Source organism: Micromonospora sp. NPDC047521, assembly GCF_055587305.1.
On record NZ_JBVJGN010000010.1, the window covers coordinates 15725 to 36762 of the forward strand.

17 protein-coding genes and 1 pseudogene are annotated in these 21038 nt (G+C 70.8%); 7 read left to right on the forward strand and 11 right to left on the reverse strand.

Annotated features, from left to right (window positions below):
* Positions 1-372 precede the first annotated feature (372 nt).
* Entirely contained in the window at positions 373-777 is a 405-nt protein-coding gene (locus ACZ6N8_RS21440) for a cobalamin B12-binding domain-containing protein (RefSeq protein WP_139584684.1), read from the reverse strand.
* A 411-nt stretch (positions 778-1188) separates the two neighbouring features.
* Between ACZ6N8_RS21440 and ACZ6N8_RS21445 the strand changes: the two genes are divergently transcribed.
* On the forward strand, positions 1189-1896 hold the full coding sequence (locus tag ACZ6N8_RS21445) for a M23 family metallopeptidase (protein WP_466012209.1): 708 nt from the start codon (positions 1189-1191) through the stop codon (positions 1894-1896).
* Between the two features lie 263 nt (positions 1897-2159).
* A complete protein-coding gene (locus ACZ6N8_RS21450; RefSeq protein ID WP_466012211.1) occupies positions 2160-2927 on the forward strand; it encodes a M23 family metallopeptidase in 768 nt (255 codons plus the stop codon).
* A 102-nt stretch (positions 2928-3029) separates the two neighbouring features.
* Here the strand turns inward: ACZ6N8_RS21450 and pcrA are convergent, their stop codons facing one another.
* Positions 3030-5435, reverse strand: a complete 2406-nt coding sequence (gene pcrA, locus ACZ6N8_RS21455; protein ID WP_466012212.1) for a DNA helicase PcrA — start codon at positions 5433-5435, stop codon at positions 3030-3032.
* Positions 5436-5759: 324 nt separating this feature from the next.
* On the opposite strand from pcrA, the gene ACZ6N8_RS21460 reads away from it, so the two are divergent.
* Complete coding sequence (locus tag ACZ6N8_RS21460; RefSeq protein WP_466012457.1) at positions 5760-6104, forward strand: chorismate mutase; 345 nt, start codon at positions 5760-5762, stop codon at positions 6102-6104.
* 132 nt (positions 6105-6236) lie between these two features.
* On the opposite strand, the gene ACZ6N8_RS21465 is transcribed toward ACZ6N8_RS21460, so the two are convergent.
* The 5 genes from ACZ6N8_RS21465 to ACZ6N8_RS21485 form a co-directional block, all read right to left on the reverse strand.
* A complete protein-coding gene (locus ACZ6N8_RS21465) occupies positions 6237-7250 on the reverse strand; it encodes an ABC transporter ATP-binding protein (RefSeq protein ID WP_466012214.1) in 1014 nt (337 codons plus the stop codon).
* Positions 7243-8271 carry an ABC transporter ATP-binding protein gene (locus tag ACZ6N8_RS21470; protein WP_387116056.1) on the reverse strand — a complete coding sequence of 343 codons (1029 nt, stop codon included), beginning with the start codon at positions 8269-8271 and terminating at the stop codon, positions 7243-7245. Before ACZ6N8_RS21470 ends, ACZ6N8_RS21465 begins: the two co-directional genes overlap by 8 nt.
* A 26-nt stretch (positions 8272-8297) precedes the next feature.
* Positions 8298-9263, reverse strand: a complete 966-nt coding sequence (locus tag ACZ6N8_RS21475; protein ID WP_466012216.1) for an ABC transporter permease — start codon at positions 9261-9263, stop codon at positions 8298-8300.
* Complete coding sequence (locus tag ACZ6N8_RS21480) at positions 9256-10182, reverse strand: ABC transporter permease (RefSeq protein WP_387115672.1); 927 nt, start codon at positions 10180-10182, stop codon at positions 9256-9258. Before ACZ6N8_RS21480 ends, ACZ6N8_RS21475 begins: the two co-directional genes overlap by 8 nt.
* Before the next feature lie 149 nt (positions 10183-10331).
* Positions 10332-11972 carry a peptide ABC transporter substrate-binding protein gene (locus ACZ6N8_RS21485; protein ID WP_466012218.1) on the reverse strand — a complete coding sequence of 547 codons (1641 nt, stop codon included), beginning with the start codon at positions 11970-11972 and terminating at the stop codon, positions 10332-10334.
* Between the two features lie 126 nt (positions 11973-12098).
* On the opposite strand from ACZ6N8_RS21485, the gene ACZ6N8_RS21490 reads away from it, so the two are divergent.
* Positions 12099-12242 (forward strand): hypothetical protein, encoded by a 144-nt coding sequence (locus ACZ6N8_RS21490; RefSeq protein ID WP_364375370.1) that lies wholly within the window; start codon positions 12099-12101, stop codon positions 12240-12242.
* Between the two features lie 398 nt (positions 12243-12640).
* Here the strand turns inward: ACZ6N8_RS21490 and ACZ6N8_RS21495 are convergent, their stop codons facing one another.
* From ACZ6N8_RS21495 to ACZ6N8_RS21505, 3 genes are all read right to left on the reverse strand, one after another.
* A complete protein-coding gene (locus ACZ6N8_RS21495) occupies positions 12641-13789 on the reverse strand; it encodes a thioester domain-containing protein (RefSeq protein WP_466012221.1) in 1149 nt (382 codons plus the stop codon).
* A 192-nt stretch (positions 13790-13981) separates the two neighbouring features.
* The gene (locus tag ACZ6N8_RS21500) at positions 13982-14668 is read right to left on the reverse strand and encodes a response regulator (RefSeq protein ID WP_466012459.1); all 687 of its coding nucleotides are present in this window, start codon (positions 14666-14668) and stop codon (positions 13982-13984) included.
* Between the two features lie 2 nt (positions 14669-14670).
* Positions 14671-15933 carry a PspC domain-containing protein gene (locus ACZ6N8_RS21505; protein ID WP_364375376.1) on the reverse strand — a complete coding sequence of 421 codons (1263 nt, stop codon included), beginning with the start codon at positions 15931-15933 and terminating at the stop codon, positions 14671-14673.
* Positions 15934-16090: 157 nt separating this feature from the next.
* Between ACZ6N8_RS21505 and ACZ6N8_RS21510 the strand changes: the two genes are divergently transcribed.
* From ACZ6N8_RS21510 to ACZ6N8_RS21520, 3 genes and pseudogenes are all read left to right on the forward strand, one after another.
* Complete coding sequence (locus tag ACZ6N8_RS21510; RefSeq protein WP_466012223.1) at positions 16091-17860, forward strand: PspC domain-containing protein; 1770 nt, start codon at positions 16091-16093, stop codon at positions 17858-17860.
* A pseudogene (locus ACZ6N8_RS21515) lies at positions 17857-18093 on the forward strand (hypothetical protein); the annotation flags it as partial. The gene ACZ6N8_RS21510 and the pseudogene ACZ6N8_RS21515, both read left to right, overlap by 4 nt.
* A gap of 533 nt (positions 18094-18626) precedes the next feature.
* The gene (locus tag ACZ6N8_RS21520) at positions 18627-19880 is read left to right on the forward strand and encodes a phosphatidylserine decarboxylase (protein WP_466012225.1); all 1254 of its coding nucleotides are present in this window, start codon (positions 18627-18629) and stop codon (positions 19878-19880) included.
* A gap of 59 nt (positions 19881-19939) precedes the next feature.
* On the opposite strand, the gene ACZ6N8_RS21525 is transcribed toward ACZ6N8_RS21520, so the two are convergent.
* Positions 19940-20875: a CDP-alcohol phosphatidyltransferase family protein gene (locus ACZ6N8_RS21525; protein ID WP_466012227.1), complete on the reverse strand. Its 936-nt coding sequence runs from the start codon at positions 20873-20875 to the stop codon at positions 19940-19942.
* Positions 20876-21038: the final 163 nt, after the last annotated feature.

A 21038-nucleotide genomic window follows, 5' to 3' on the forward strand; every position in this document is an offset into this window, starting at 1 on the left:
ACAGTTTGACGCCTGTCATCACTTGACACAGGCCATTGGCCGCAGCCTAGCGAGGTGGGCACGGCCGGCAACCGAGCGGGTGCACGGTGTGCGGTAATGCACAACCCGGCCGTACGAGGGGCGGGTTTCGGTGCCCGACACGCACGGTGTCAGCCGTCCGGGCGATGTTGCCGGGGGTGCGTAACCCGCCTGACGGGGCGTCGTTGAGTCAGGTGTCGGAGCGCTGCACAGCGCGATGACGGGAGACGGCCGATGCCCTGTCGGTCGAGGGGTGGCGGCGGGGCATCGTGCATAGAGGGGCCGGACGTGTGAGGGGTGCGTCCGGCCCCTCCCCCGTGCCCGGACCCGCCCGACGACCCGCGCCGGTACGTGTCAGGCGACCGGCTGCGCCACGTTCTCCCGGACCCACTCGACGATCGCCTGCGTGGTGGCCCCCGGCGTGAAGATCTTGGCGACGCCCAGCTTCTCCAGCTCGGGGATGTCGCCGTTGGGGATGATGCCGCCGCCGAACACGACGATGTCCCGCGCGTCCCGCTCGCCGAGCAGCTCCAGGACGCGACGGAAGAGCGTCATGTGCGCGCCGGACAGCACGGAGAGGCCTACCGCGTCGGCGTCCTCCTGGATGGCGGTCTCCACGATCTGCTCCGGAGTCTGGTGCAGACCGGTGTAGACGACCTCCATGCCGGCGTCACGAAGGGCGCGCGCGACGACCTTGGCGCCCCGGTCGTGGCCGTCCAGGCCTGGCTTCGCGACGACGACCCGAATACGAGAGCTCATCAGCGCACACCTTTCACCGGCTCCACGGCCTTCACCTGAACGAACGGTAACCCGGCCGACCGGGCCCGGGAAATCCGGGCCGGTAAACCCGCCGGGCGCGACTCAGCCGGGGCGAGGCCCGGCGGCCCTCGCCGTCAAGCCGGACGACTCCGCCGGACCGGTCACGCTCGGCGACGAACGGGCAGTAACAGGGGCACCGTTCGACGGCGCGATGCATGACAATCATGGACGCAAACGGACAGATCGACACGCCAATTGTTCGCTCTGGCTTGTGACTCGCCTGGTGGTTGGCTAACGTGTCCACGGTTGTCATCAGGTCCATGGACGGGTGACGACGCGGTCAGCGGACGTTCAACGAAGCTTCACGAACGCCCACCGGCCGCCTCGGAACCCCGACAACGGAGGGTGTGCGTGCGCCAGCGCCTGTCGTCTGAGCCCGATCGATATCGCGGTCGCCGCCGCGTACCCACCCCACCCCGCAGCCGCTACGCCGCGGTCGTCACCACGGCGTTCGTCGGAGCCGGCATCGTCGCGCTCGGCGCGAGCGCCCTGCCGGACGCCAAGGACGTCAGCCCGTCGGTCCTCGACGAGCTCAAGCAGGCCTCCGTCACCAGCCAGGACGCCGCGGCCCGTGCGGACAACGCCGACCGCGCCTCCCGGGACAGCCGGGGCAAGGAGGCGGCCGAGCGCGAGGTCTGGCTGCTGCCACTGCAGGGCTACGACTTCAACTCCCCGTACGGACTGCGCTGGGGCAAGATGCACACCGGCGTCGACCTGGTCGTCCCGGAGGGCACGCCGTACGTGGCGGTGCACGACGGCCTGGTCACCAAGGCCGGCTGGTTCGGCGGGTACGGCAACGCGGTGATCGTCCAGCACGCCGACGGTACCGAAGCGATCTACGGCCACTCCTCGGCGGTCACCGTGAAGGAGGGGCAGCAGGTCAAGGCGGGCGACCAGCTCGGTCTGGTGGGCCAGACGGGCCACGCCTACGGCGTCCACCTGCACCTCGAGCTCCATGTCAAGGGCCAGCCGATCGACCCGGTGCCCTACCTGCAGGAGCGCGGAGTGGACATCAAGCTGCAAGTCGAGGCAATCTACAGCGAGGTAGCCGCGCCCTGACGCTGCGTATCGACCGTTGACCGCCCGGATCTGTCGATCCGGGCGGTTTTTCGTTGGCGCATGTCTGCTGGATCACACTGTTGGCTGTGACCGACGGCACTACACCACATGATCACAATTACGGACGGAAACCTCCAGGGCGGGACTTATCAGGGCAGCACGGTGCCGATCCGCCGGACGGTGGTCCGGTCCCGGTACCCGGCCCGAGCCGACCCGACACCAGTATTTCGAGGTCAAGTGCCCCTCGACTGTGAAGGTCCGCCGTGCAGGAAGACAGCCCCGTCCAGAACGAGAACACCCCCGACACCAGTGTCGAGCAGCCGCAGCGCCCCGGCCGGCGGAACCGCCTCATCGTGCTCGGCGCAGCCGCCGCGGTCGCGCTCGGCGTGGGCGGCGTCGCCGTCGCCACGACCGGCCCGGACCGCCCGGCACCCACCGCCGTCTCCGCCGACGCGCAGTCCCGCGCCGAGGCCGCCAGCCGCGCGGACCGGTCGGCCCGCGAGTCGAGCGCGCCCCCGTCGGCCAGCCCGAGCGTGAGCCCGTCCACGGCCAGCGCCAGCCCGACCCCGACGAAGACGGTCACCGCGAAGCCGAAGCCGAAGCCGAAGCCGAAGAAGACCACCAAGCCGACGCCCGCCTGGGTCGACCCGATGCCGGGCGCCTCGGTCACGTCCTGCTACGGACAGCGCTGGGGCACCCTGCACGCCGGCATCGACCTGGCGCTGCCCTCCGGCACGCCGATCCGCGCCGCCGCCGCCGGCACCGTCACCCAGGCCGGCGACGCCGCCGACGGGTACGGCAACTCCGTCTTCGTCGACCACGGCAACGGATACCTCACCCACTACGCACACCAGAGCCGCATCGCGGTCACCGTCGGCCAGAAGGTCAGGGCCGGCCAGGTCATCGGCTACGAGGGCGCCACCGGCGACGCGACCGGCCCGCACCTGCACTTCGAGGTGCACCAGGGAATGTGGAACCAGATCGACCCGGCCCCCTTCATGCGCACCCGAGGCGTCAACCTGGGCTGCTGACCTCGCCACTCCTGCGCCGATCTTGCACCTTCGGGCGCGACACAAGGGGCATACCCGCCCCTGTCACCCACCGGAAGTGCAAGATCGGCGCGGTTCTGGGGGTTAGAGCTTGTCGATCGGGGCGTGGCGCAGCACCAGCCACATGGTCTGGTCGCCGAAGTCGATCTGCGCGCGGGCGCCCGGGCCATGACCCTCGACGGCGAGCACCCGCCCCAGCCCGTACCGCTGGTGGTTGACCCGGTCTCCGGCCGCCACCTTGGGCCCCTGCGGCAACTCGCTGGCCGTGGTCAGCCGGCTGGCGTCCACGCCGAGCCGCTGAGCAAGCTGCGCCGCCTTCGGCGTACCCCCGGTGAAGGTGCCACGCACGCCTGGCGCGCGGTCCGCGCGACCGCCGACGCCGCCGCCCCCGCCAGCCCACGAGGTGTACGACCCTTCGGTGCGCTCCCAGTGCACCAACTCCGTCGGCAGCTCCTCCAGGAAACGCGACGGCGGGTTGTAGGCCGGCTGCCCCCACGCCGAGCGGGTCACCGCCCGGGAGAGGTAGAGCCGCTGCCGGGCACGGGTGATGCCCACGTACGCCAGCCGGCGCTCCTCCTCCAGCTCGCGGGTGTCGCCAAGCGAACGCAGGTGCGGGAAGACGCCGTCCTCCAGCCCGGTCAGGAAGACCACCGGGAACTCCAGGCCCTTGGCGGTGTGCAACGTCATCAGGGTGACCACACCCTGGTGGTCGGGGTCGTCCGACGGAATCTGGTCGGCGTCCGCCACCAACGCGACCTGCTCCAGGAAGCCGGCCAGGGTGGCCCGCTCGCCGTCGTCGCCTGTCGCCTCAATGCGCTCGGTGTACTCCCGGGCGACGCTCACCAGCTCCTGGAGGTTGTCCACCCGGCCGGCGTCCTGCGGGTCCAGGCTCTCCTCCAGCTCGGTGAGGTAGCCCGAGCGGGTCAGCAGCGCCTCCAGCACCTCCTCCGGGGTGCCGGTCTCGGCCAGCTCACGGGCGCCGTCGAGCAGCGCCACGAAGTCGGCGATGCCGTTGGCCGCCCGGGTGGAGATGCCCGACGCCTCCCGGGCGCGGCGCAGCGCCGCGCCGAACGAGATCCGGTCGCGGCTGGAGAGCGCCTCCACACACGCCTCGGCGCGGTCGCCGATGCCCCGGCGAGGGGTGTTCAGCACCCGCCGCAGGCTCACCGTGTCGTCGTCGTTGACCACCGACCGCAGGTACGCCAGGGCGTCGCGGACCTCCTTGCGCTCGTAGAAGCGCACCCCACCGACCACCTTGTACGGAAGGCCGACGCGGATGAACACCTCCTCGAAGACGCGGGACTGGGCGTTGGTGCGGTAGAAGACCGCGACGTCGCCCGGTCGGGTCTCGTCGGCATCGACGAGTCGGTCGATCTCGCGGGCCACCCAGTCGGCCTCGGCGTGCTCGGTGTCGGCGACGTACCCGACGATCCGCTCGCCGGCACCGGCCTCGCTCCACAGCCGCTTCGGCTTGCGGGAGGTGTTCCGGTCGATCACCGCGTTGGCGGCGTTGAGGATCGTCTGGGTGGAGCGGTAGTTCTGTTCCAGCAGGATCGTCCGCGCGTCGGTGAAGTCCCGTTCGAACTCCAGGATGTTGCGGATCGTCGCGCCCCGGAACGCGTAGATCGACTGGTCCGCGTCACCGACCACGCACAGCTCGGCCGGCTCCAGGCCGTCGGTGCCGGACACCAGCTCCTTGATCAGGACGTACTGGGCGTGGTTGGTGTCCTGGTACTCGTCCACGAGCACGTGCCGGAACCGCCGCCGGTAGCTCTCCGCGACGTGCGGGTGGGACTGGAGCAGGTGCACCGTCGTCATGATCAGGTCGTCGAAGTCCAGCGCGTGCGCCTCGCGCAGCCGGCGCTGGTAGAGCGTGTACGCCTCGGCGAGGGCCCGCTCGTTGGGACCGGTGGCCCGCGCGGCGAACTGCTCCGGGTCGACCAGCTCGTTCTTCAGGTTGGAGACCTGGGCGGCCAACCCGCGCGCCGGGTAACGCTTCGGGTCGAGGTCCAGCTCGCGGGCGACCAACTGCATCAGCCGCCGGGAGTCGTCCGCGTCGTAGATCGAGAAGGTCGACTTGAGGCCTGCGTGCTCGTGCTCGGCGCGCAGGATCCGGACACAGGCGGAGTGGAACGTCGACACCCACATCAGGCGGGCGCGCGGGCCGACGAGCGCGGCGACGCGCTCCTTCATCTCGCCCGCCGCCTTGTTGGTGAAGGTGATCGCGATGATCTCCCCGGGGTGGACGTCCCGGGCGGCGAGCAGGTAGGCGATCCGGTGGGTGAGCACCCGGGTCTTGCCGGAACCGGCGCCGGCGACGATCAGCAGCGGCGAACCGGCGTGACTGACCGCGTCGCGCTGCGGGCCGTTCAGCCCGGCGAGCAGCTGCTGCGGATCGAGGCGGACGGCGGCGGGCCGGGGCCGGTCCGGGCGGGCCGGCGCGGACTCCGGCGCAGGCGGGGACGCGGGAATGTCGAAGAGAGGATGCATCGCGCAGCAAGTCTATGCCGCCGGTCGGACACTTCCCGCCCGCCGGTCCCGCGCCCGATGCCCTCTGTTGGCGCCGAATCCTTGCGCACCGACCACCGTCGTGGGCATACTCGACGGCGTGATCGCTGCGCGCTACTACTTTTACTACGGCACCGGGAGTCCGGCTGCCGTAGGTCGCGCCTGATCGATCAGACCTGCGAACAGCCCCGGGCTCCTGGAGTCCGGGGCTTTTTCGTCCCGGGTTCCGGGCACCGGGCACCACAGTGCGAGAGGTACCCGATGATGACAGACGTGGTGGAGCAGAGCGGCAACCCGAGCCGACCGGTGGCCGAGCAGTCCCCGGCGAACGGGAGCGAGCCGGCGGTGGTGCCGCCGAGCGGGGACGGCGGGCCGGGCGAGGCACGCACCGGCACGGCGGAGCCGACCGCCGCCGCCCGGATCGTGCAGATCAGGGAACGGATCGACGAGATCGACCACGCGCTCATCTCGCTCTGGCAGGAACGGGCGACGCTGTCCCAGGAGGTAGGGGTCACCCGGATGGCCTCCGGCGGGACGCGGCTCGTGCTCTCCCGGGAGCGGGAGATCCTGGAACGCTTCCGGACCGCGCTCGGCGCGGACGGCACCCAACTGGCACTGCTGCTGCTGCGGGCGGGTCGCGGCCCGCTGTGAGGTGCCCCGACGGCGTCGTGGGCGTCCGACCCAGCCCCTCGGGCCGCCCCGGGGGCTGGGTCGCGCACGGCGCCGTACAGACGGAACCGCCTGCCGTCGTCGTACTGACGTCGGCAGGCGGTTCCGGGGACCTCACACCTCGTGCGTGGCGACGATCTCGCGCTTCTCGGCGAAGTGGCAGGCGCTCGGGTGGTCCGAGCCCTGCCGGACCTCCAGCAGCGGGACCTTCTCGGCGCAGACATCCTGCGCCTTCCAGCAGCGGGTCCGGAACCGGCAGCCCGAGGGCGGGCTGATCGGCGACGGCACGTCACCCGTGAGCCGGATGATCGTCTTGTTGTGCCGCTGGGTCGGGTCCGGCACCGGCACGGCGGAGAGCAGCGCCTGGGTGTACGGGTGCGTCGGCCGCTCGTAGATCTCGTCCTCGGTGCCGATCTCGACGATCTTGCCGAGATACATGACCGCGACCCGGTCCGACAGGTGCCGGACCACTGACAGGTCGTGCGCGATGAAGACGTACGACAGCCCGAACTCGGACTGCAACTGCTCCAGCAGGTTCATGACCTGGGCCTGGATGGACACGTCGAGCGCCGACACCGGCTCGTCGCAGACGATGATCTCCGGGCGCAGCGCCAGGGCGCGGGCGATGCCGATGCGCTGACGCTGACCGCCGGAGAACTGGTGCGGATACCTGTTGATGTGCTCCGGGTTGAGCCCGACCAGGTCGAGCAGCTCCTTGACCTTGCTGCGCCGGCTGCCCCTCGGTGCCACCTCCGGGTGGATCTCGAAGGGCTCACCGATCAGGTCGCCGACGGTCATCCGCGGGTTCAGCGAGGTGTACGGATCCTGCATGACCAGCTGGATCTGTCGACGCAGACGCCGCAGCGCGCCACCGGACAGCTTGGAGATGTCCTGGCCCTTGTAGACCACGCTGCCGGCGGTCGGCTTCTCCAGGTTCATCAGAACCCGGGCGAGTGTCGACTTGCCGCAGCCGGACTCGCCGACCACGCCGAGCGTCTCACCGGCACGCAGGCCGAACGAGACCCCGTCCACCGCCTTGACCTGGCCGACGGTCTTCTTGAACACCACACCCTGGGTGACGGGGTAGTGCTTGACCAGGTCGCGGACCTCGATGATGTTCTCAGTCACGGTTCACCAGCTCCTCGGCGAAGTGGCAGGCGCTGGCCCGGGCGTTCCCCACCTGCAGCAGCGGCGGGACCTTCTCCCGACACACCGGCTGGGCCATGGGGCAGCGCGGGTTGAACGGGCAGCCCGGCGGGATGTTCATCAGGTTCGGCGGGAGGCCCTTGATCGTCCGGAGCTGCTGCCCCTTCTCGTCCATCCGCGGGATCGAGTCGATCAGACCCATCGTGTACGGGTGCGCCGGCTTGGCGTACAGGTCGTACACGTCGGCTTCCTCGACGATCCGGCCCGCGTACATGACCGCGATCCGGTCCGCGACGTCGGCGACCACGCCGAGGTCGTGGGTGATCAGGATCATGCCCATGTGCCGCTCACGCTGGAGCTCGGCGAGCAGGTCCATGATCTGGGCCTGCACGGTCACGTCGAGCGCGGTGGTCGGCTCGTCCGCGATCAGCACCTCCGGGTCGAGCGCCAGCGACATCGCGATCATCGCGCGCTGCCGCATACCGCCGGAGAACTGGTGCGGATAGTTGTTGAACCGGCCCTTGGCGTTCGGGATCTTGACCTGGTCGAGCATCTCGATCGCGCGCTTCTTGGCCTCGGCGCGGCCCAGGCCCCGCCGGACGCGGAACTGCTCGGCGATCTGGAACCCGACGGTGAAGACCGGGTTCAGCGCGGAGAGCGCGTCCTGGAAGATCATCGCGATGCCCTCGCCGCGGATGCGGCGGCGTTCCTCGCTGGACATGCGGAGCATGTCCTTGCCGTGGAAGCGGACCTGCCCACCGGTGACGAACCCCGGGGGCGTGTCGAGGATACCCATGATGGTCTGCGCCGTGACGCTCTTACCGGAGCCGGACTCGCCGAGCACGGCGAGGGTCTCTCCCGCGTCGACGTGGTACGTGACCCCGTTGATGACCTTTGCGACGCCGTCCCGGGTGCGGAACTCCACCCGCAGGTCGTCGACCTCGAGCAGCCGGCCGGAGGGACGTCCGGACCCGCCGGATCCCGGCGCGGACTGCTCGGACACGAGAATGTCGGACAACTGGATCTCCCCTAGCGGAGTTTCGGATCGAGGGCCTCGCGGACCGCCTCACCGAGCATCACGAAGCTCAGCACTGCGGTGACGAGGAACGCGGCGGGGAAGAACACCAGCCCCGGCGCGACCCGGATGAACTGCTGCCCGTCACTGATCATGATGCCCCAGGACACCACAGGCGACTTCAAGCCGACACCGAGGAAGGACAGCGTCGCCTCGGCACCGATGAACGAGCCGACCATGATCGTGCCGTAGACCAGCAACGGGGCCAGGCAGTTCGGCAGCAGGTGCTTGAGGATGATCCGGCCGGTGCCGGCACCCAGCGCCCGAGCCGCGACGATGTAGTCGGCCTCCTTGGTGGCGAGCACCGAGGAGCGCATCAGCCGCATCACGACCGGCCAGCTCAGCACGGTCAGGGAGACGATGACGAGGCCCATGATCTCGGCCTTGCTGTTGCTCGCACCCGAACCGTTGAACGTGGTCAGGATGACGATCGCGCCGAGCACGAACGGCAGGCCGAAGAACACGTCGGCGATCCGGCTGAGCAGACCGTCGACCCAGCCACCGCGGTAGCCGGCGATGATGCCCATCGTGCCACCGACCAGCAGGGTGCCCAGTACGGAGAGCACTGCCACCACGATGGAGGCCCGCGCGCCGTAGATGACCCGGGCGTAGACGTCCCGGCCCTGCACGTCGTAGCCGAACCAGCCGTTCGCCGACGGCTTGTCGAGGCTGCGGGACAGGGAGCCGTTGACCGCGTCGCCCGGAGCGAACAGCGCCGGGAAGGCCGCCATCAGCAGGAAGACGACGATCAGCGTGGCCGAGATCCAGAACAGCGGCTTGCGCCGAAGGTCCCGCCAGGCGTCACCGAGCAGGCCGCGCGGCTTCTCCTTGCTCTGCGGCCCCTGGGAAGCGGGGGCGGGAGAGTCGGTCGGGTGCGCGGCGGGGGTGCTGACGATCGATGCGGTACTCGGGTCACTCATAGCGGATCCTCGGGTCCAGGGCGGCGTAGAGCAGGTCAACCAGCAGGTTCATCACGAGATAGACCAGCACCAGGACGACCACGATCCCTACCACGGTAGCGCTCTCCTTGGTGACGATCGCGCGGAAGACCTGGCGGCCGATTCCGTTGATCCCGAAGATGCCTTCGGTGACGATCGCGCCGCCCATCAGGGCACCGAGGTCGGTGCCGAGCAGGGTGACCACCGGGATGAGCGAGTTGCGCAGCAGGTGCACGCCCACCACCCGGCGCATCGGGAGGCCCTTGGCGATGGCGGTACGCACGTAGTCGGCACGGCGGTTCTCCGCGATGCTCGTTCGTGCGACCCGGGCTATGTACGCCACTGACGCGCTGCCGAGCACGAAGCCCGGCACGATCAGTTCGGAGAACCGCATCTCCGAGGAGACGGTCGGCTTGATGATGCCCCACTGAACGCCCAGCAGCCACTGGAGCAGGAAGCCGATGACGAAGACCGGCAGCGCGATCAGGAAGAGGGTCGAGACCAGAACGAGGTTGTCCAGGAAGCCGTTGCGCCGAAGACCTGTCAGTACGCCGGCGCCGAGGCCGATGACGGCCTCGATGGCGAGCGCCACCAGGGCCAGCTTCAGCGTGTTGGGGTACGACGTCAGGATGATGTCGCTGATCTCGCGCTGCGAGAACGTCTGACCGAAGTCGCCCTGGAGCAGGTTCTTCATGTAGTTGGCGTACTGCACGAAGACGTTCTGGTCGAGGTGGTACTTCTCGGTCATGAACGCGATGTACTGATCCGGGCAGCGACGCTCACCGCACTTGCCGGCGAACGGATCGCCCGGGACGGCCCAGACGAGGGCGTAGATCAGGAACGTCGTACCGATGAAGACCGGCACGAGTTGGAGCAGCCGTCTCAACAGATAACGGCCCATGGGGTGGTCCTCCAGACAGGGGGCGCGTCGGACGGCCGACACGGTGGTGACAACGTGGCGAGTGGAGTGTTGTAACACCCACTCGCGGAACGGCCCCGGGTCGGGCTCACCGGATGTGGCGAGCCCGACCCGGGGTCAGACCGTTCGGATCAGAGCTCGACCGAGGTGATGTCGAGTTCACCGACGTTGTTCAGCTCGAGCTTCTTGATCTTCTCCGAGTGGCCGGACTGCTGGCCGTAGAAGTAGATCGGGATGGTCGGAACGTCCTTGTCGACCAGCTCGACAGCCTTGGCGAACGCCTCGTGCGAGGCCTCCAGGCTCGGTGCGGCGCTGGCCTGCTTGGCGAGCGCGTCGACCTCCTTGTTGCTGTAGAGGCCGTCGTTCGAGGAGCCACCGGTGATGAAGAGCGGGTTGACCCAGTTCTCCACGTCCGGGTAGTCCTGCTGCCAGGCAGCGCGGTACAGACCGGTCATCTTGTGGGCGTTGACGTTCTGGCGGAAGACCGCGAAGGTCGGCACGCCCTCAGCCCGAGCCTCGATGCCGAGGTTGGTCTTGATCTGCTGCGCAACGGCGTCCATCCAGTCCTTGTGGCTGGAGTCGGCGTTGTAGTAGAGGACCATCTCGCCGGTGAAGCCACCGGCCTCGGTCAGCAGCTGCTTGGCCGTCGTCGGGTCGAACTTGCAGGCGGTGCAGTTACCCGGCTTGGCGCCCGGGGTCAGCGGGTTCGCCCAGCTGTCGGCCGGCTTGCGGGTACCGAAGAAGATCTTGTCCGAGATCTCCTGCCGGTTGATCGACAGCGACACCGCGCGACGCAGCTTGGGGTCCTGGAAGCGCTTGTCGTAGATCGGGAACGCGATGAACGCGGTCGACGGCGTGGTGGTCGACAGGCCCCGGTCACCGAGGTCGGTCTTCCACTTGTCACCGGCGAGAGCCGAGGTGGGGATGGTCTCGAGGAAGTCGAGGTTGTTGGCGAGCACGTCGTTGTACGCGGCGTTCTCGTCCTGGTACAGCTTGACGTCGACGTCCTTGATCTTCATCTTGTCGCGCAGGTTGTAGTCGTCGAAGCGCGTCAGCTTGATGAGGACGTTGTCCTCCCACGACACGAACTTCACCGGGCCGTTACCGATCGGCTTCTTGCCGAAGTCCTCGGGCTTCATGGTGAAGAAGGCGTCCGGCAGCGGCATGAAGGCGCTGTAGCCGAGCTTGGTCGGGAAGACCGCGGTCGGGGCCGCCAGGGTGACCTCGAACGTCTGCTCGTCGATGACCTTCAGGCCGGACATCTCCTTGGCCGACGGCTCCGGGGCCTTCTTCGGGCCGTCCGGGCCGTCCGGGTCCTCGGTGTAGGTCTTGTCGAAGCCCGCGATGTCCGCGAAGAAGGTGCCGTTCTGCGCACCGTTCGGCGAGTAGGCGGCCCAGTTCCAGGCGTCGACGAAGTTCTTCGCCTTCACCTCGGTACCGTCGTGGAACTTGGTACCCTTCTTGATCTTGATCGTGAAGACCTTGGAGTCCTTGGTGTCGATGGACTCGGCCAGCGCGTTGCGCGGGGCCCCACCGTCGTTCGGGTACTCGACCAGGCCGGTCCACAGCCAGTCGACGATCTTGCCGCCGCCGGTCTCCGTGGTGTTCGACGGGACCATCGGGTTCTCCGGCTGGACGCCGTGGATAACGATCGAGCCGTCCTTGCTGGCGGCGGCGTCGCCGTCGCCGTCACCGCTCGAGCAACCGCTCGCGACAAGCGCGGCAGCCGCGCTGAGCGCGATCGCGCTCGTCGCCCGCTTCGAGACTCTCATTCCGAGGGGCCTCCTCTTTCTAACCTGGTTCCGTCGTGGGTTTCACGCACGTTTTGGGGGTGACACCGCCCGACCACCCCGGGGGCGCGGGTCGTCGGGATCACAGGGAAGTTGGAGACACCCCTGATGTTCCGATCCGCCGGGCTGCCCACCGCCGAGGCGTGGCCCTACGCAGGCGACACGGCCACGATCCGCCGTGGAAACAGCGAGGGTCGTGGTCGTGGACCGTACGGGGTGCCACACACCGAGGGTGAGGTGCTGCCACTGTGACACCCACCGGCCGCTTCCGTGAAGGTGCCGTTATCAAGCCGTTAGTTGCCCGCCACGTTGCCGATACTTGAAAAATGATCATAAAGGGGTCGGGTCGGGCAGCCCTGAGCAGGAAATACGTCGACGAACCGGCCAGGACGGCGGTAAGGGGGCGGCATCGTGTGAGGTTTCCCGCGCTTCGTCCGGCCTGAAACACGCTCTCGTTATCTGTCCGTCCGGCTGACCTGGGCTTCGTCCGCGCAGCCAAGATCGTCGACTGGGTGGCCGAGGGCGTCCAGGCTGCTCGTCTGATCCTCGACGGCGGCGCGCGGAACGGCATCGCGCGCCGCCGGGGCACGAACGGCACCGGCCCCGGCACCGCGCGAGGCGGAGCCGGGGCCGGGTGGAGCCGGAGTGGATCAGGCGGTGAAGCGGACCTTGCGACGGCGGACCATCAGCACGGTCACCGCACCCGCGGCGAGCAGCAGCACGCCAGCGGTCGCCGCCGCCGCGATCGGCGAACCGGTGAGCGGCAGGGCGCCGCCACCGCTGGCCGGCGAGGTGGACGGAGCCGGGCTGGCCGGCGGCGTGGTGGCCGTCGGGGTGCCGGACGGAGTCGGCGAGGCCGACACGGTCGGGGTGGGCGTCGGGCTCGACGGAACTGCCGTGAACGACGCCGCGGCCTTGGCGGTGACCGTCGCGCCGGTGCTACCGCCGAGGATCAGCTTCTGCGCCTTCTTGGTGCCGGTGAACAGGAACACCCGGCCGAAGGACACCGAGTCCTGCGCGGTGAGCGTCACGTTCACCGTGCCGGCGGCCTCGGCGGTCAGCCAGAACTGCCCGCCGTTGGCGATCGTGGTGACCGGCTTGCCCTCGGCGTCGACGGCCGCGCCGCCGGTGGCGGCGACGGTGATGGCGCCCGCCGGGCCCTTCACCGTGAACGGGCCGGCCTTCGCGCCGACCGTGGCGGTGGCGTTGGCCGGGTCGACGGACAGCTCGGCCCGCGGCTCCGGCTGGTCGGTGGCGTTCTTGACCAGGTAGTCACGGACCTTCGTGATCACCTCGTACTGGTCGCGGGCCAGCAGCCCCTTCTCCCAGGCGCCCAGCTCGATGCCGTCGCTGAAGTGCCAGACGGCGGTCTGGGTGCCGAAGTAGAGCAGGGTCTCCAGCCGCTTCTTGCCGATCTTCGTGTCGACGCCGGCGGCGGCGAGAAGCTTCGCGGAGTCGGCGTTCGGGTAGCCGTGGGTGAGCACCCACTGCACCTTGCCGAGGTTCTTCACCTGGGACTCGTCCCAGGTGCCCTCCTCGTACTTGCCGTCCAGCTTCACCGCGGTGCGGTAGTCGATGCAGAACGCCGGCACCAGCTTGCCGTCGATCTTGAGCGCCAGCGCCGACGTGGTGCGCGGCTTACCGTCGAGCTTCAGGGCCACCTCGGTGCCCTCGACCGCCTTGGCCACACCGGTGGCCGGGGCCGCGGAGGCGGCACCCGCCACGCCGAACGCCAGCGCGCCACCGGCCACGGCCGCCAACGCGACCCGAGCCCAACGTCGTCCTCGTTGTCCGAACATCAAGATTCGCGTACCTCTCCCCCAGGGGTGACCCGCTCGCGCGGGCACACGTGAGCCGCAGCCTCCGCGGGATGCTCAGCACCCACGCGCGGAGACGGGACCGGGGCAGTATGGAGTGAGGGCTGATCGTTTGTCAGCCCCCGGCAGCGGTATCCGTGGCATCTACCCCAAATGTCGGGGAAGAGGAATGGGTCACACGAGCCTTCGGTCCGCCGCCCAGCGGGAAAGCTCGTAGCGGTTGGACATCTGAAGCTTGCGCAGCACGTTCGACACGTGCGTCTCCACCGTCTTGATGGAGATGAACAGCTCCTTCGCGATCTCCTTGTACGCGTACCCCCGGGCGAGCAGCCGCAGCACCTCCCGCTCACGGTTGGTGAGCTGGTCCAGCTCCGGATCGGCGACCGGGGCGTCCGGCCGGGCCGCGAAGGCGTCCAACACGAACCCGGCCAGCCGCGGACTGAACACCGCGTCACCGTCGGCGACCCGACGGATCGCCGCCGCCAACTCGTCCGGCGAGATCGTCTTGGTCACGTACCCCCGAGCACCGGCCCGGATCAGACCGATCACGTCCTCGGCCGCGTCGGAGACGCTCAGCGCCAGGAACTTGACCTGCGGGTGGCCCCGCCGCATCGCCTCCAGCACCGCGCGTCCACCACCGTCGGGCATGTGCACGTCGAGCAGCACCACGTCCGGAGTGGTGGCCGCGATCCGGGTGACCGCCTCGGCCACCGTGCTCGCCTCGCCCACCACCTCGACGTGGGCGCCCAACTCCGCGCGTACGCCGGCGCGGAACATGGCGTGGTCGTCCACCAGGAACACCCGCAGCCGCTCGGGGCGGGCCTGCGCCGGGTCGAGGTGCTCGGTCGGCTGCTCGGCCATGGTCATCTGTTCCTCTCCGCTGCGGACGAGTCCCGGGAGATCGGCAGGATCAACCGGACCTCGGTCCCCTCCCCCGGTCCGGACCGGATCTCGGCCCGTCCGCCGTGCCGCTTCATCCGCCCGATGATCGAGCCGCTGACGCCGTGCCGGTGGTCCTCCACGGTATCCGGATCGAAGCCCTTCCCCCGGTCCCGGACGAAGACGCTCACCTGGTCCGGCTCCACCTCGGCGTAGAGCGAGACGGTCTGCACCCCGGCGTGCCGGGCCGCGTTCACCAGGGCCTCACGCGCGGCCGCCACCAGCGCGCCCACCTTCTCGTCGGTCTCCCGGTCCCCCACCACTACCGCCTCCACGGTGATCGCGAACGTGTCCTCGACCTCGGCGGCGGCCTGCTCCAGGGCGGCGGCGAAACGCTCGTGCGGCGACGCGGTGGGCTTGTAGAGCCAGTTGCGCAGCGACCGTTCCTGACCCCGCGCCAACCGCTGGACCGTCTTGACGTCCCCCGCGTTGCGCTGGATCAGGGCCAACGTGTGCAGCACCTGGTCGTGCACCATCGCGGCCAACTCGGCCCGCTCCTGCTCGCGGATGCGCCCCTCGCGCTCGGAGCGGAGCTGGTTGTACGTCCGCCAGAGCACCGGCGCGGCGACCACACCGACCCCAGCCAGCCCCACCAGCGCGAAGATCACGCCGTTGATCACCGCGTCGAAGTTCTGTGCCGGCGAGTAGACGGCCGCCACACCGATGATGCCGACCGCGACGAGGATCCCCCCGCCGATGAACCGGAGCACGAAGGCCCGCCTGTCGCTCTCCTCGACCACCGCGCCGAGCCACGGCACCGGCGTGTCGCCCCACCGTCGGCGCCGCTCGGGGGCGGACTGGTGCCAGATGACACCGGCGCCCACCGCGATGATGGCCACCAGCCAGCCGGCGGTGCCCGCCGCGCCTACCGAGTCGAACACCATCACCTGGATCAGCAGGACACCGAGCCCGATCCCCACGAACGGCAGGAGCTGGGCCACGTCCCGTCGGGGCGGGACGGCGGTGTCTCCGGGACGCAGCGGCACCACCGCCCAGAAGGCCGCGTACAGCAGCAGGCCCAGCCCGCTCAGGCCGAGCAGCACCATGAACGCGACCCGGACGCGCAGCACCGAGATGCCGAGGTGGTCGGCGATGCCGGCGGCGACACCGGCGGCCATCCGATGCTCGGGGGCGCGGTAGAGGCGCGGGGGCGGGATGACGGTGCTGATCGCGGGCTCCCTGGTCACGGTGGCGGGTCGGTCGGGATCGGTGAATCCGATCGTCACACGCTGCGGCGCCCGCGACCACGGGGACGCCCCCGACATTCCGGCCGTCCAGATCTCAGGGTGGGGTCAGGGTCGGGTCCTGAGGTCGCTCGGGCGGACCGCGCAGCAGGATCGAGGCATGACCGAGGAAGCTGCCCAGCCGGCCCGCCCGGGGTCGGCACAGCCGGGCGGTTCATCACCGCCCCCACCAGCCGCCACGCCGTCCGGCTGGGCCGAGCCCACCACGTTCGGCCCGCCCGCCGCCGGGTCCGGCGCCGACCCCACCGCGGCCTTCGCGGGCAGCGGCGGCACGGGCTACCCGCCCGGCACCGGCTACGGGCCGGACACCGGCTACGGCGCGGCCGGGGGCACACCACCCGGTCCGGGCGGTCCCGGTCCGTCCGCGCCTCCACCGCCGCTTGGCGGCGCCGGCTTCACCTCGCGGTACGGCCTGGTCCGGCCGCGTGAGGGGCGCTACCTCGCCGGGGTCTGCGCGGCGATCAGCCGGGCCACCAACACCGATCCGGTGCTCTGGCGGGTGCTGCTCGCCGTCCTCGGGTTCTTCGGCGGCATCGGCATCCTGGTGTACGTCGCCGCGTGGCTGATCATCCCGAACGAGGGCGACACGGCATCCCCCGTCGAGTCCATGCTCGGGCGCGGCCGGTCCAGCATGTCGCCGGTGACCGTGATCATCCTGGGCATCCTGGTCGCGGCGAGCTTCGGTTACATCGTCACCGACGCCTTCCGTGCCGTGCTGCTCGGCGCGGCCATCCTGATCGGCGGGGCGCTGCTGCTCAACCGGGACAGCCGGGGGCCGCAGCCGGGGGCGCCTGTCGGACCGCCACCTGTCGGTACGCCACCCGGGCCGGTCCCGCCGGTCAGCTGGCCGGCTCCGGCGTACAGCGCGGCGCCTCCCACCGGCCCGTCGGCCACGGCGCCCCTGGCTGGCGGCGACCCGGCGTACGCGACGCCGCCACCCACCACCCCCACCCAGGCGTACGACGCCCCGCCGGTGGCCGCCACGCAACCGGTCTCCGGGGTGGGAGCGACAGCCGGGCAGCCGTCCGGCACGACGTCCTCGCCGCCGGCGGGCTGGCCGGCGCCCCCGCCCGCCTGGCCGACCACCGGGGCTCCCAGTGCCGGCTGGCCTGCGGCACCGGTGGCCGGGGCACCCGCCCCCGGCACCCCGACGGCGTCTGGCGGCTACCGGCCCCCGTTCGCCCCGCACGGCCCGTACGCGTCACCGGCACCGCCCGCGTACCCCCCGCGCAAGCCGCCGAAGCCGCCGAAGCGGCCCAAGGAGCGCTCGCCGCTCGGCGCGGTGACCTTCTCCCTGATCTTCCTGGCCCTCGGCCTGGTCGCCCTGCTCGACCTGCTCGACGTCTTCAACATCGGCGCGTCGGCGTACTTCGCGGCCGCGCTCGCCACCATCGGGCTGGGTCTGCTGGTCGGCACCTGGTTCGGTCGGGCCCGCTGGCTGATCGCGCTCGGTCTGGTGACGGCCGCCGCGCTGGGCACGGCTACCGTCGCCGAGTCGTACGACCGGATCCGGGGGGTCGACGGCGCTGTCACCTGGGCGCCCACCGACTACCGCGACCTCGCCGACAGGTACGAGAACAGCTTCGGTGACGCCGTGCTCGACCTGCGCGGGATCGACTTCGCGAAACGGGACACCCAGGTGACCGTGGCGATCAACTTCGGCCAGGCGACCGTGGTCGTCCCGCCGAACGTGGACGTCACCACGGTGGCCGACGTCAACGCGGGTGACGCCACCATCTTCGGCAACCACTCCGGCGGGCTGGACGGCCGCCTGCGGGAGTCCACCGACCTCGGCGCGGACGGCGCCGGCGGCGGGACGCTACGCCTGTACATCCACGTCAATGCCGGAAACCTGGAGGTGACCCGATGAAGGCTCACCGCACCGACCTGGTGTCGTTCGCCTTCGGGCTGGTGTTCCTGGCGCTGTCCGCCTGGTGGCTGCTCGCCCAACTGCTCGGGCTCGCGCTACCGCCTGTCGGCTGGTTCCTTGCCGGCGCGCTGATCCTGATCGGCGTCTTCGGGTTGGTCGGCGCGTTGCGCTCCGGCCGGCCGACCCAGCCGGAGTCGGCAGTCGAGACCGCCGCCGCGCAGCCGGTCTTCGGGGCGGCCGCGCCCGTCTCCGGGGCGACCACGCCGCTCACCGCGGTCGACGTCCCGACCTCCGGTGCGCCCCTGCCCAGCTGGGAGGCCGAACGCTCCACCTGGGACGCTCCCCCGGCACCGGAGGCGCCGACGGCGGAGTTCCGCACACCGGAGGCGCCGACGGCGGAGTTCCGCACGCCGGAGGCACCGCCCGGCGACGTGATCCACCCGGCGTGGCTGGCCCATTCGCCGCCGGAGCCGGACACCGCACCCCTTCCTGATCAGGCCGGCCCGACGGGTGACGAGCCGACCCGGGTCGACCAACAGGTGCCGGCCGCCGACGACCGGCCGGTGGACGAGCGGGGGGGACGGCGCACCGAGCCGTGACGCGACGGGGGCGTCCGCGCCGGCCGCTCGACCGCCTCGGCGGTGTGGCCGGCGCGGACGGGCGGCATATGCTGGCCGGTGGAGATCCCGCCTCCGCCGGCCGGCCCGACCCGCCATGGCGGTCCCGCCGCGATTCCCGTCGCTACCCCGTCAGGAGCCCGTCCGACATGACCCAGTCCCCCGCCGTGCGTACCACCGGTCGGTCCGGTCCGGTCCGTATCGGCGAGCGAGCCGCCCGAACGCTCGTCACCGAGCTGGCCCGGATCAACGATCCCAAGGCCGCCCTGCTGGTCGGGGCGAGCCCGGAGTCCGCGGTGCTGGCCGCCGCGATCGAGGCGCTGCTCCCCGGCGACCGGCTCACCGTGGTGCCCGCCGAGTCGTCCGACGCCAACCTGCTCCGCGAGCACGTCACCGCGCAGGGCCGCTGGGTGTCCGAGCGGGTGCGCGTTGTCGACTCGCTCGCCGAGGCGGAGGCCGCTGCGGTGGTCATCGCCGGCGAGGCTTTCGACGGCACCGTGGAGGAGACCCGCGGCGGCGTCGAAGGGCTGGCCAAGTACCTCGCCGACGGTGCGGTGCTGAGCGTGGCGACGACCGCCACTCCCGGCCGCACGGCCGGCGCCGCCGCCGAGCTGGCCCGGCAGGACGCCCTGCACGGGGTCGGCGCCGACCTGGTGCTGCGCAACTCGCCTCCGCTGCGGATCTACCGGCTGCGGTTCACCCCGGCCGACCCGGCCACGGCGGCCCGGCTGACCCCGGCGTACCGGCCGTCGAGCGTGCCGCTGACCCGCGGGATGCACATCGACTCCAACGGTGTGGCGGCTGCGGGCATCACGCTGGGCCTGGCCGCGCTGGCCCGGGTGGCGCGTCCGTCGTCGAAGCTGTGGCTGCTGCCCGCGCTGGCCGCCGGCCCGGTCGCCGCGTTCTTCCGGGACCCGGAGCGGGACGTGCCGGAGGACCCGAGCGCCGTGGTCGCGAGCGCCGACGGGCAGGTCCTGTCGGTGCAGCGGCTGCACGATGAGCGCTTCGGCGACGGCGAGTGGCTGCGGATCGCCGTCTTCCTGTCGGTGTTGGACGTGCACGTCAACCGGGCGCCCGTCGCTGGCAAGGTGGTGGACTACTTCGTCGCCGACGGTGGCTTCGTCAACGCCATGAAGCCGGACGCCGAGCACAACGTGGCGGCGTACACCGTGCTGGACACCGCGCGCGGCACCGTGGTTGTCGCACAGCGGACCGGGCTGATCGCCCGCCGGATCGTGCAGCGCGCGCCGATCGGCGCGCTGCTGGCGAAGGGTGAGCGTTTCGGTCTCATCCGGTTCGGCTCGCGTACCGATGTCTACCTGCCGGCCGACGCCGCCGACCCTCTTGTCGGTCCGGGCGACAAGGTCGTCGGGGGCGCCAGCGTCATCGCCCGCTGGCGCTGACCGGACAGAACGAGAAACGGGGCGCCGCTGTTAGCGGCGCCCCGTTCTGCGTGGCTCGATCAGGCGGTACGACGCTGCCGCAGCCAGAGCACCGGCCCACTGACCAGGTAGCCGACCACGATCAGTGCGAACGTGAGCCGGACGTCGACAAGGGCGCCGATCACCGGGGCCAGCCACAGCCACGGCGGCATCTTGACCAGGCGGGCGAGCTTGGCGTACGGGAAGCTGGAGACCATCGCGAAGGCGAGCAGCGCCACCCCTGCGACAAGCACCGGACCGGGCACCGGAAGGCCGATCGCCACCGTCACCGCGAGCACCGCGGCGGCCATGGTGGTGGGCACACCGCAGAAGAAGCGGCCGTCCTTCGGTGAGACGTTGAAGCGGGCCAGGCGGATCGCGGCACACGCCGCGACAAGCGCACACGCCACCGCGGCGGCGGCCGTCGACACGGAGCCGGCGAGCGAGGCGTACACCACGACGGGCGCGGCGAGGCCGAACGAGCACATGTCGGCCAGCGAGTCCATCTGTGCGCCGAACGGGCTGGCCACGCCGAGCCGCCGGGCCAGAGCGCCGTCGAGCCCGTCGAAGATGACGCAGGCGATCAGGCACAGGGCGGCGATGCGCACCTCACCCTGCATGGCCAGGAAGATGGCGAGCATACCGAGCATGAGGCTCGCCAGCGTGCAGGCGTTGACCACGCCGAACTTCATCCGGCGGGCCATCGTGCGCTCACCGGGGAGCAGAGGGATCGACCCGGCCGTGGCCTCGTCGGTGTGCATCATCGGCAACGCCGGGCTGACCGGCATGACCGCCTCGATCTCCGCGCGGGTGGCGTCGATCGGCGGCCGGCTGAGCCGGTCCAGACCGTAGCGGCGGCGCTGCCTGTCGACATACCGGTGCTCGGGCAGCGCCAGGTCGGTGGTCCGCAGGTCGTCGTCACGGCGACCCACTCGGACCAGCAGCACCTGGCGGGCGAACGTGCTGCTGCGGCGCAACGGGCCCGCCCAGCGACGCCCTGCGGGGCGCGGACTGTCAGTCGTACGACGCCGGCGCCATGGGGCTCTCGGCACGTTTCCTCCATCACCGGATCGGCTGGCCCGCCGTGGGCGGGGTGTCCGGCTGTCTCGTGCCGGACCTTCGATGGCCCGGCAGCCGTTT

Bases quoted from the DNA above. Each gene is read 5' to 3' on its own strand.
- ACZ6N8_RS21440 (WP_139584684.1), bottom strand. From the start codon at position 777: ATGAGCTCTCGTATTCGGGTCGTCGTCGCGAAGCCAGGCCTGGACGGC.
- pcrA (WP_466012212.1), bottom strand. From the start codon at position 5,435: ATGCATCCTCTCTTCGACATTCCCGCGTCCCCGCCTGCGCCGGAGTCC.
- ACZ6N8_RS21475 (WP_466012216.1), bottom strand. From the start codon at position 9,263: ATGAGTGACCCGAGTACCGCATCGATCGTCAGCACCCCCGCCGCGCAC.
- ACZ6N8_RS21480 (WP_387115672.1), bottom strand. From the start codon at position 10,182: ATGGGCCGTTATCTGTTGAGACGGCTGCTCCAACTCGTGCCGGTCTTC.
- ACZ6N8_RS21485 (WP_466012218.1), bottom strand. From the start codon at position 11,972: ATGAGAGTCTCGAAGCGGGCGACGAGCGCGATCGCGCTCAGCGCGGCT.
- ACZ6N8_RS21490 (WP_364375370.1), top strand. From the start codon at position 12,099: ATGTTCCGATCCGCCGGGCTGCCCACCGCCGAGGCGTGGCCCTACGCA.
- ACZ6N8_RS21495 (WP_466012221.1), bottom strand. From the start codon at position 13,789: ATGTTCGGACAACGAGGACGACGTTGGGCTCGGGTCGCGTTGGCGGCC.
- ACZ6N8_RS21500 (WP_466012459.1), bottom strand. From the start codon at position 14,668: ATGGCCGAGCAGCCGACCGAGCACCTCGACCCGGCGCAGGCCCGCCCC.
- ACZ6N8_RS21510 (WP_466012223.1), top strand. From the start codon at position 16,091: ATGACCGAGGAAGCTGCCCAGCCGGCCCGCCCGGGGTCGGCACAGCCG.
- ACZ6N8_RS21520 (WP_466012225.1), top strand. From the start codon at position 18,627: ATGACCCAGTCCCCCGCCGTGCGTACCACCGGTCGGTCCGGTCCGGTC.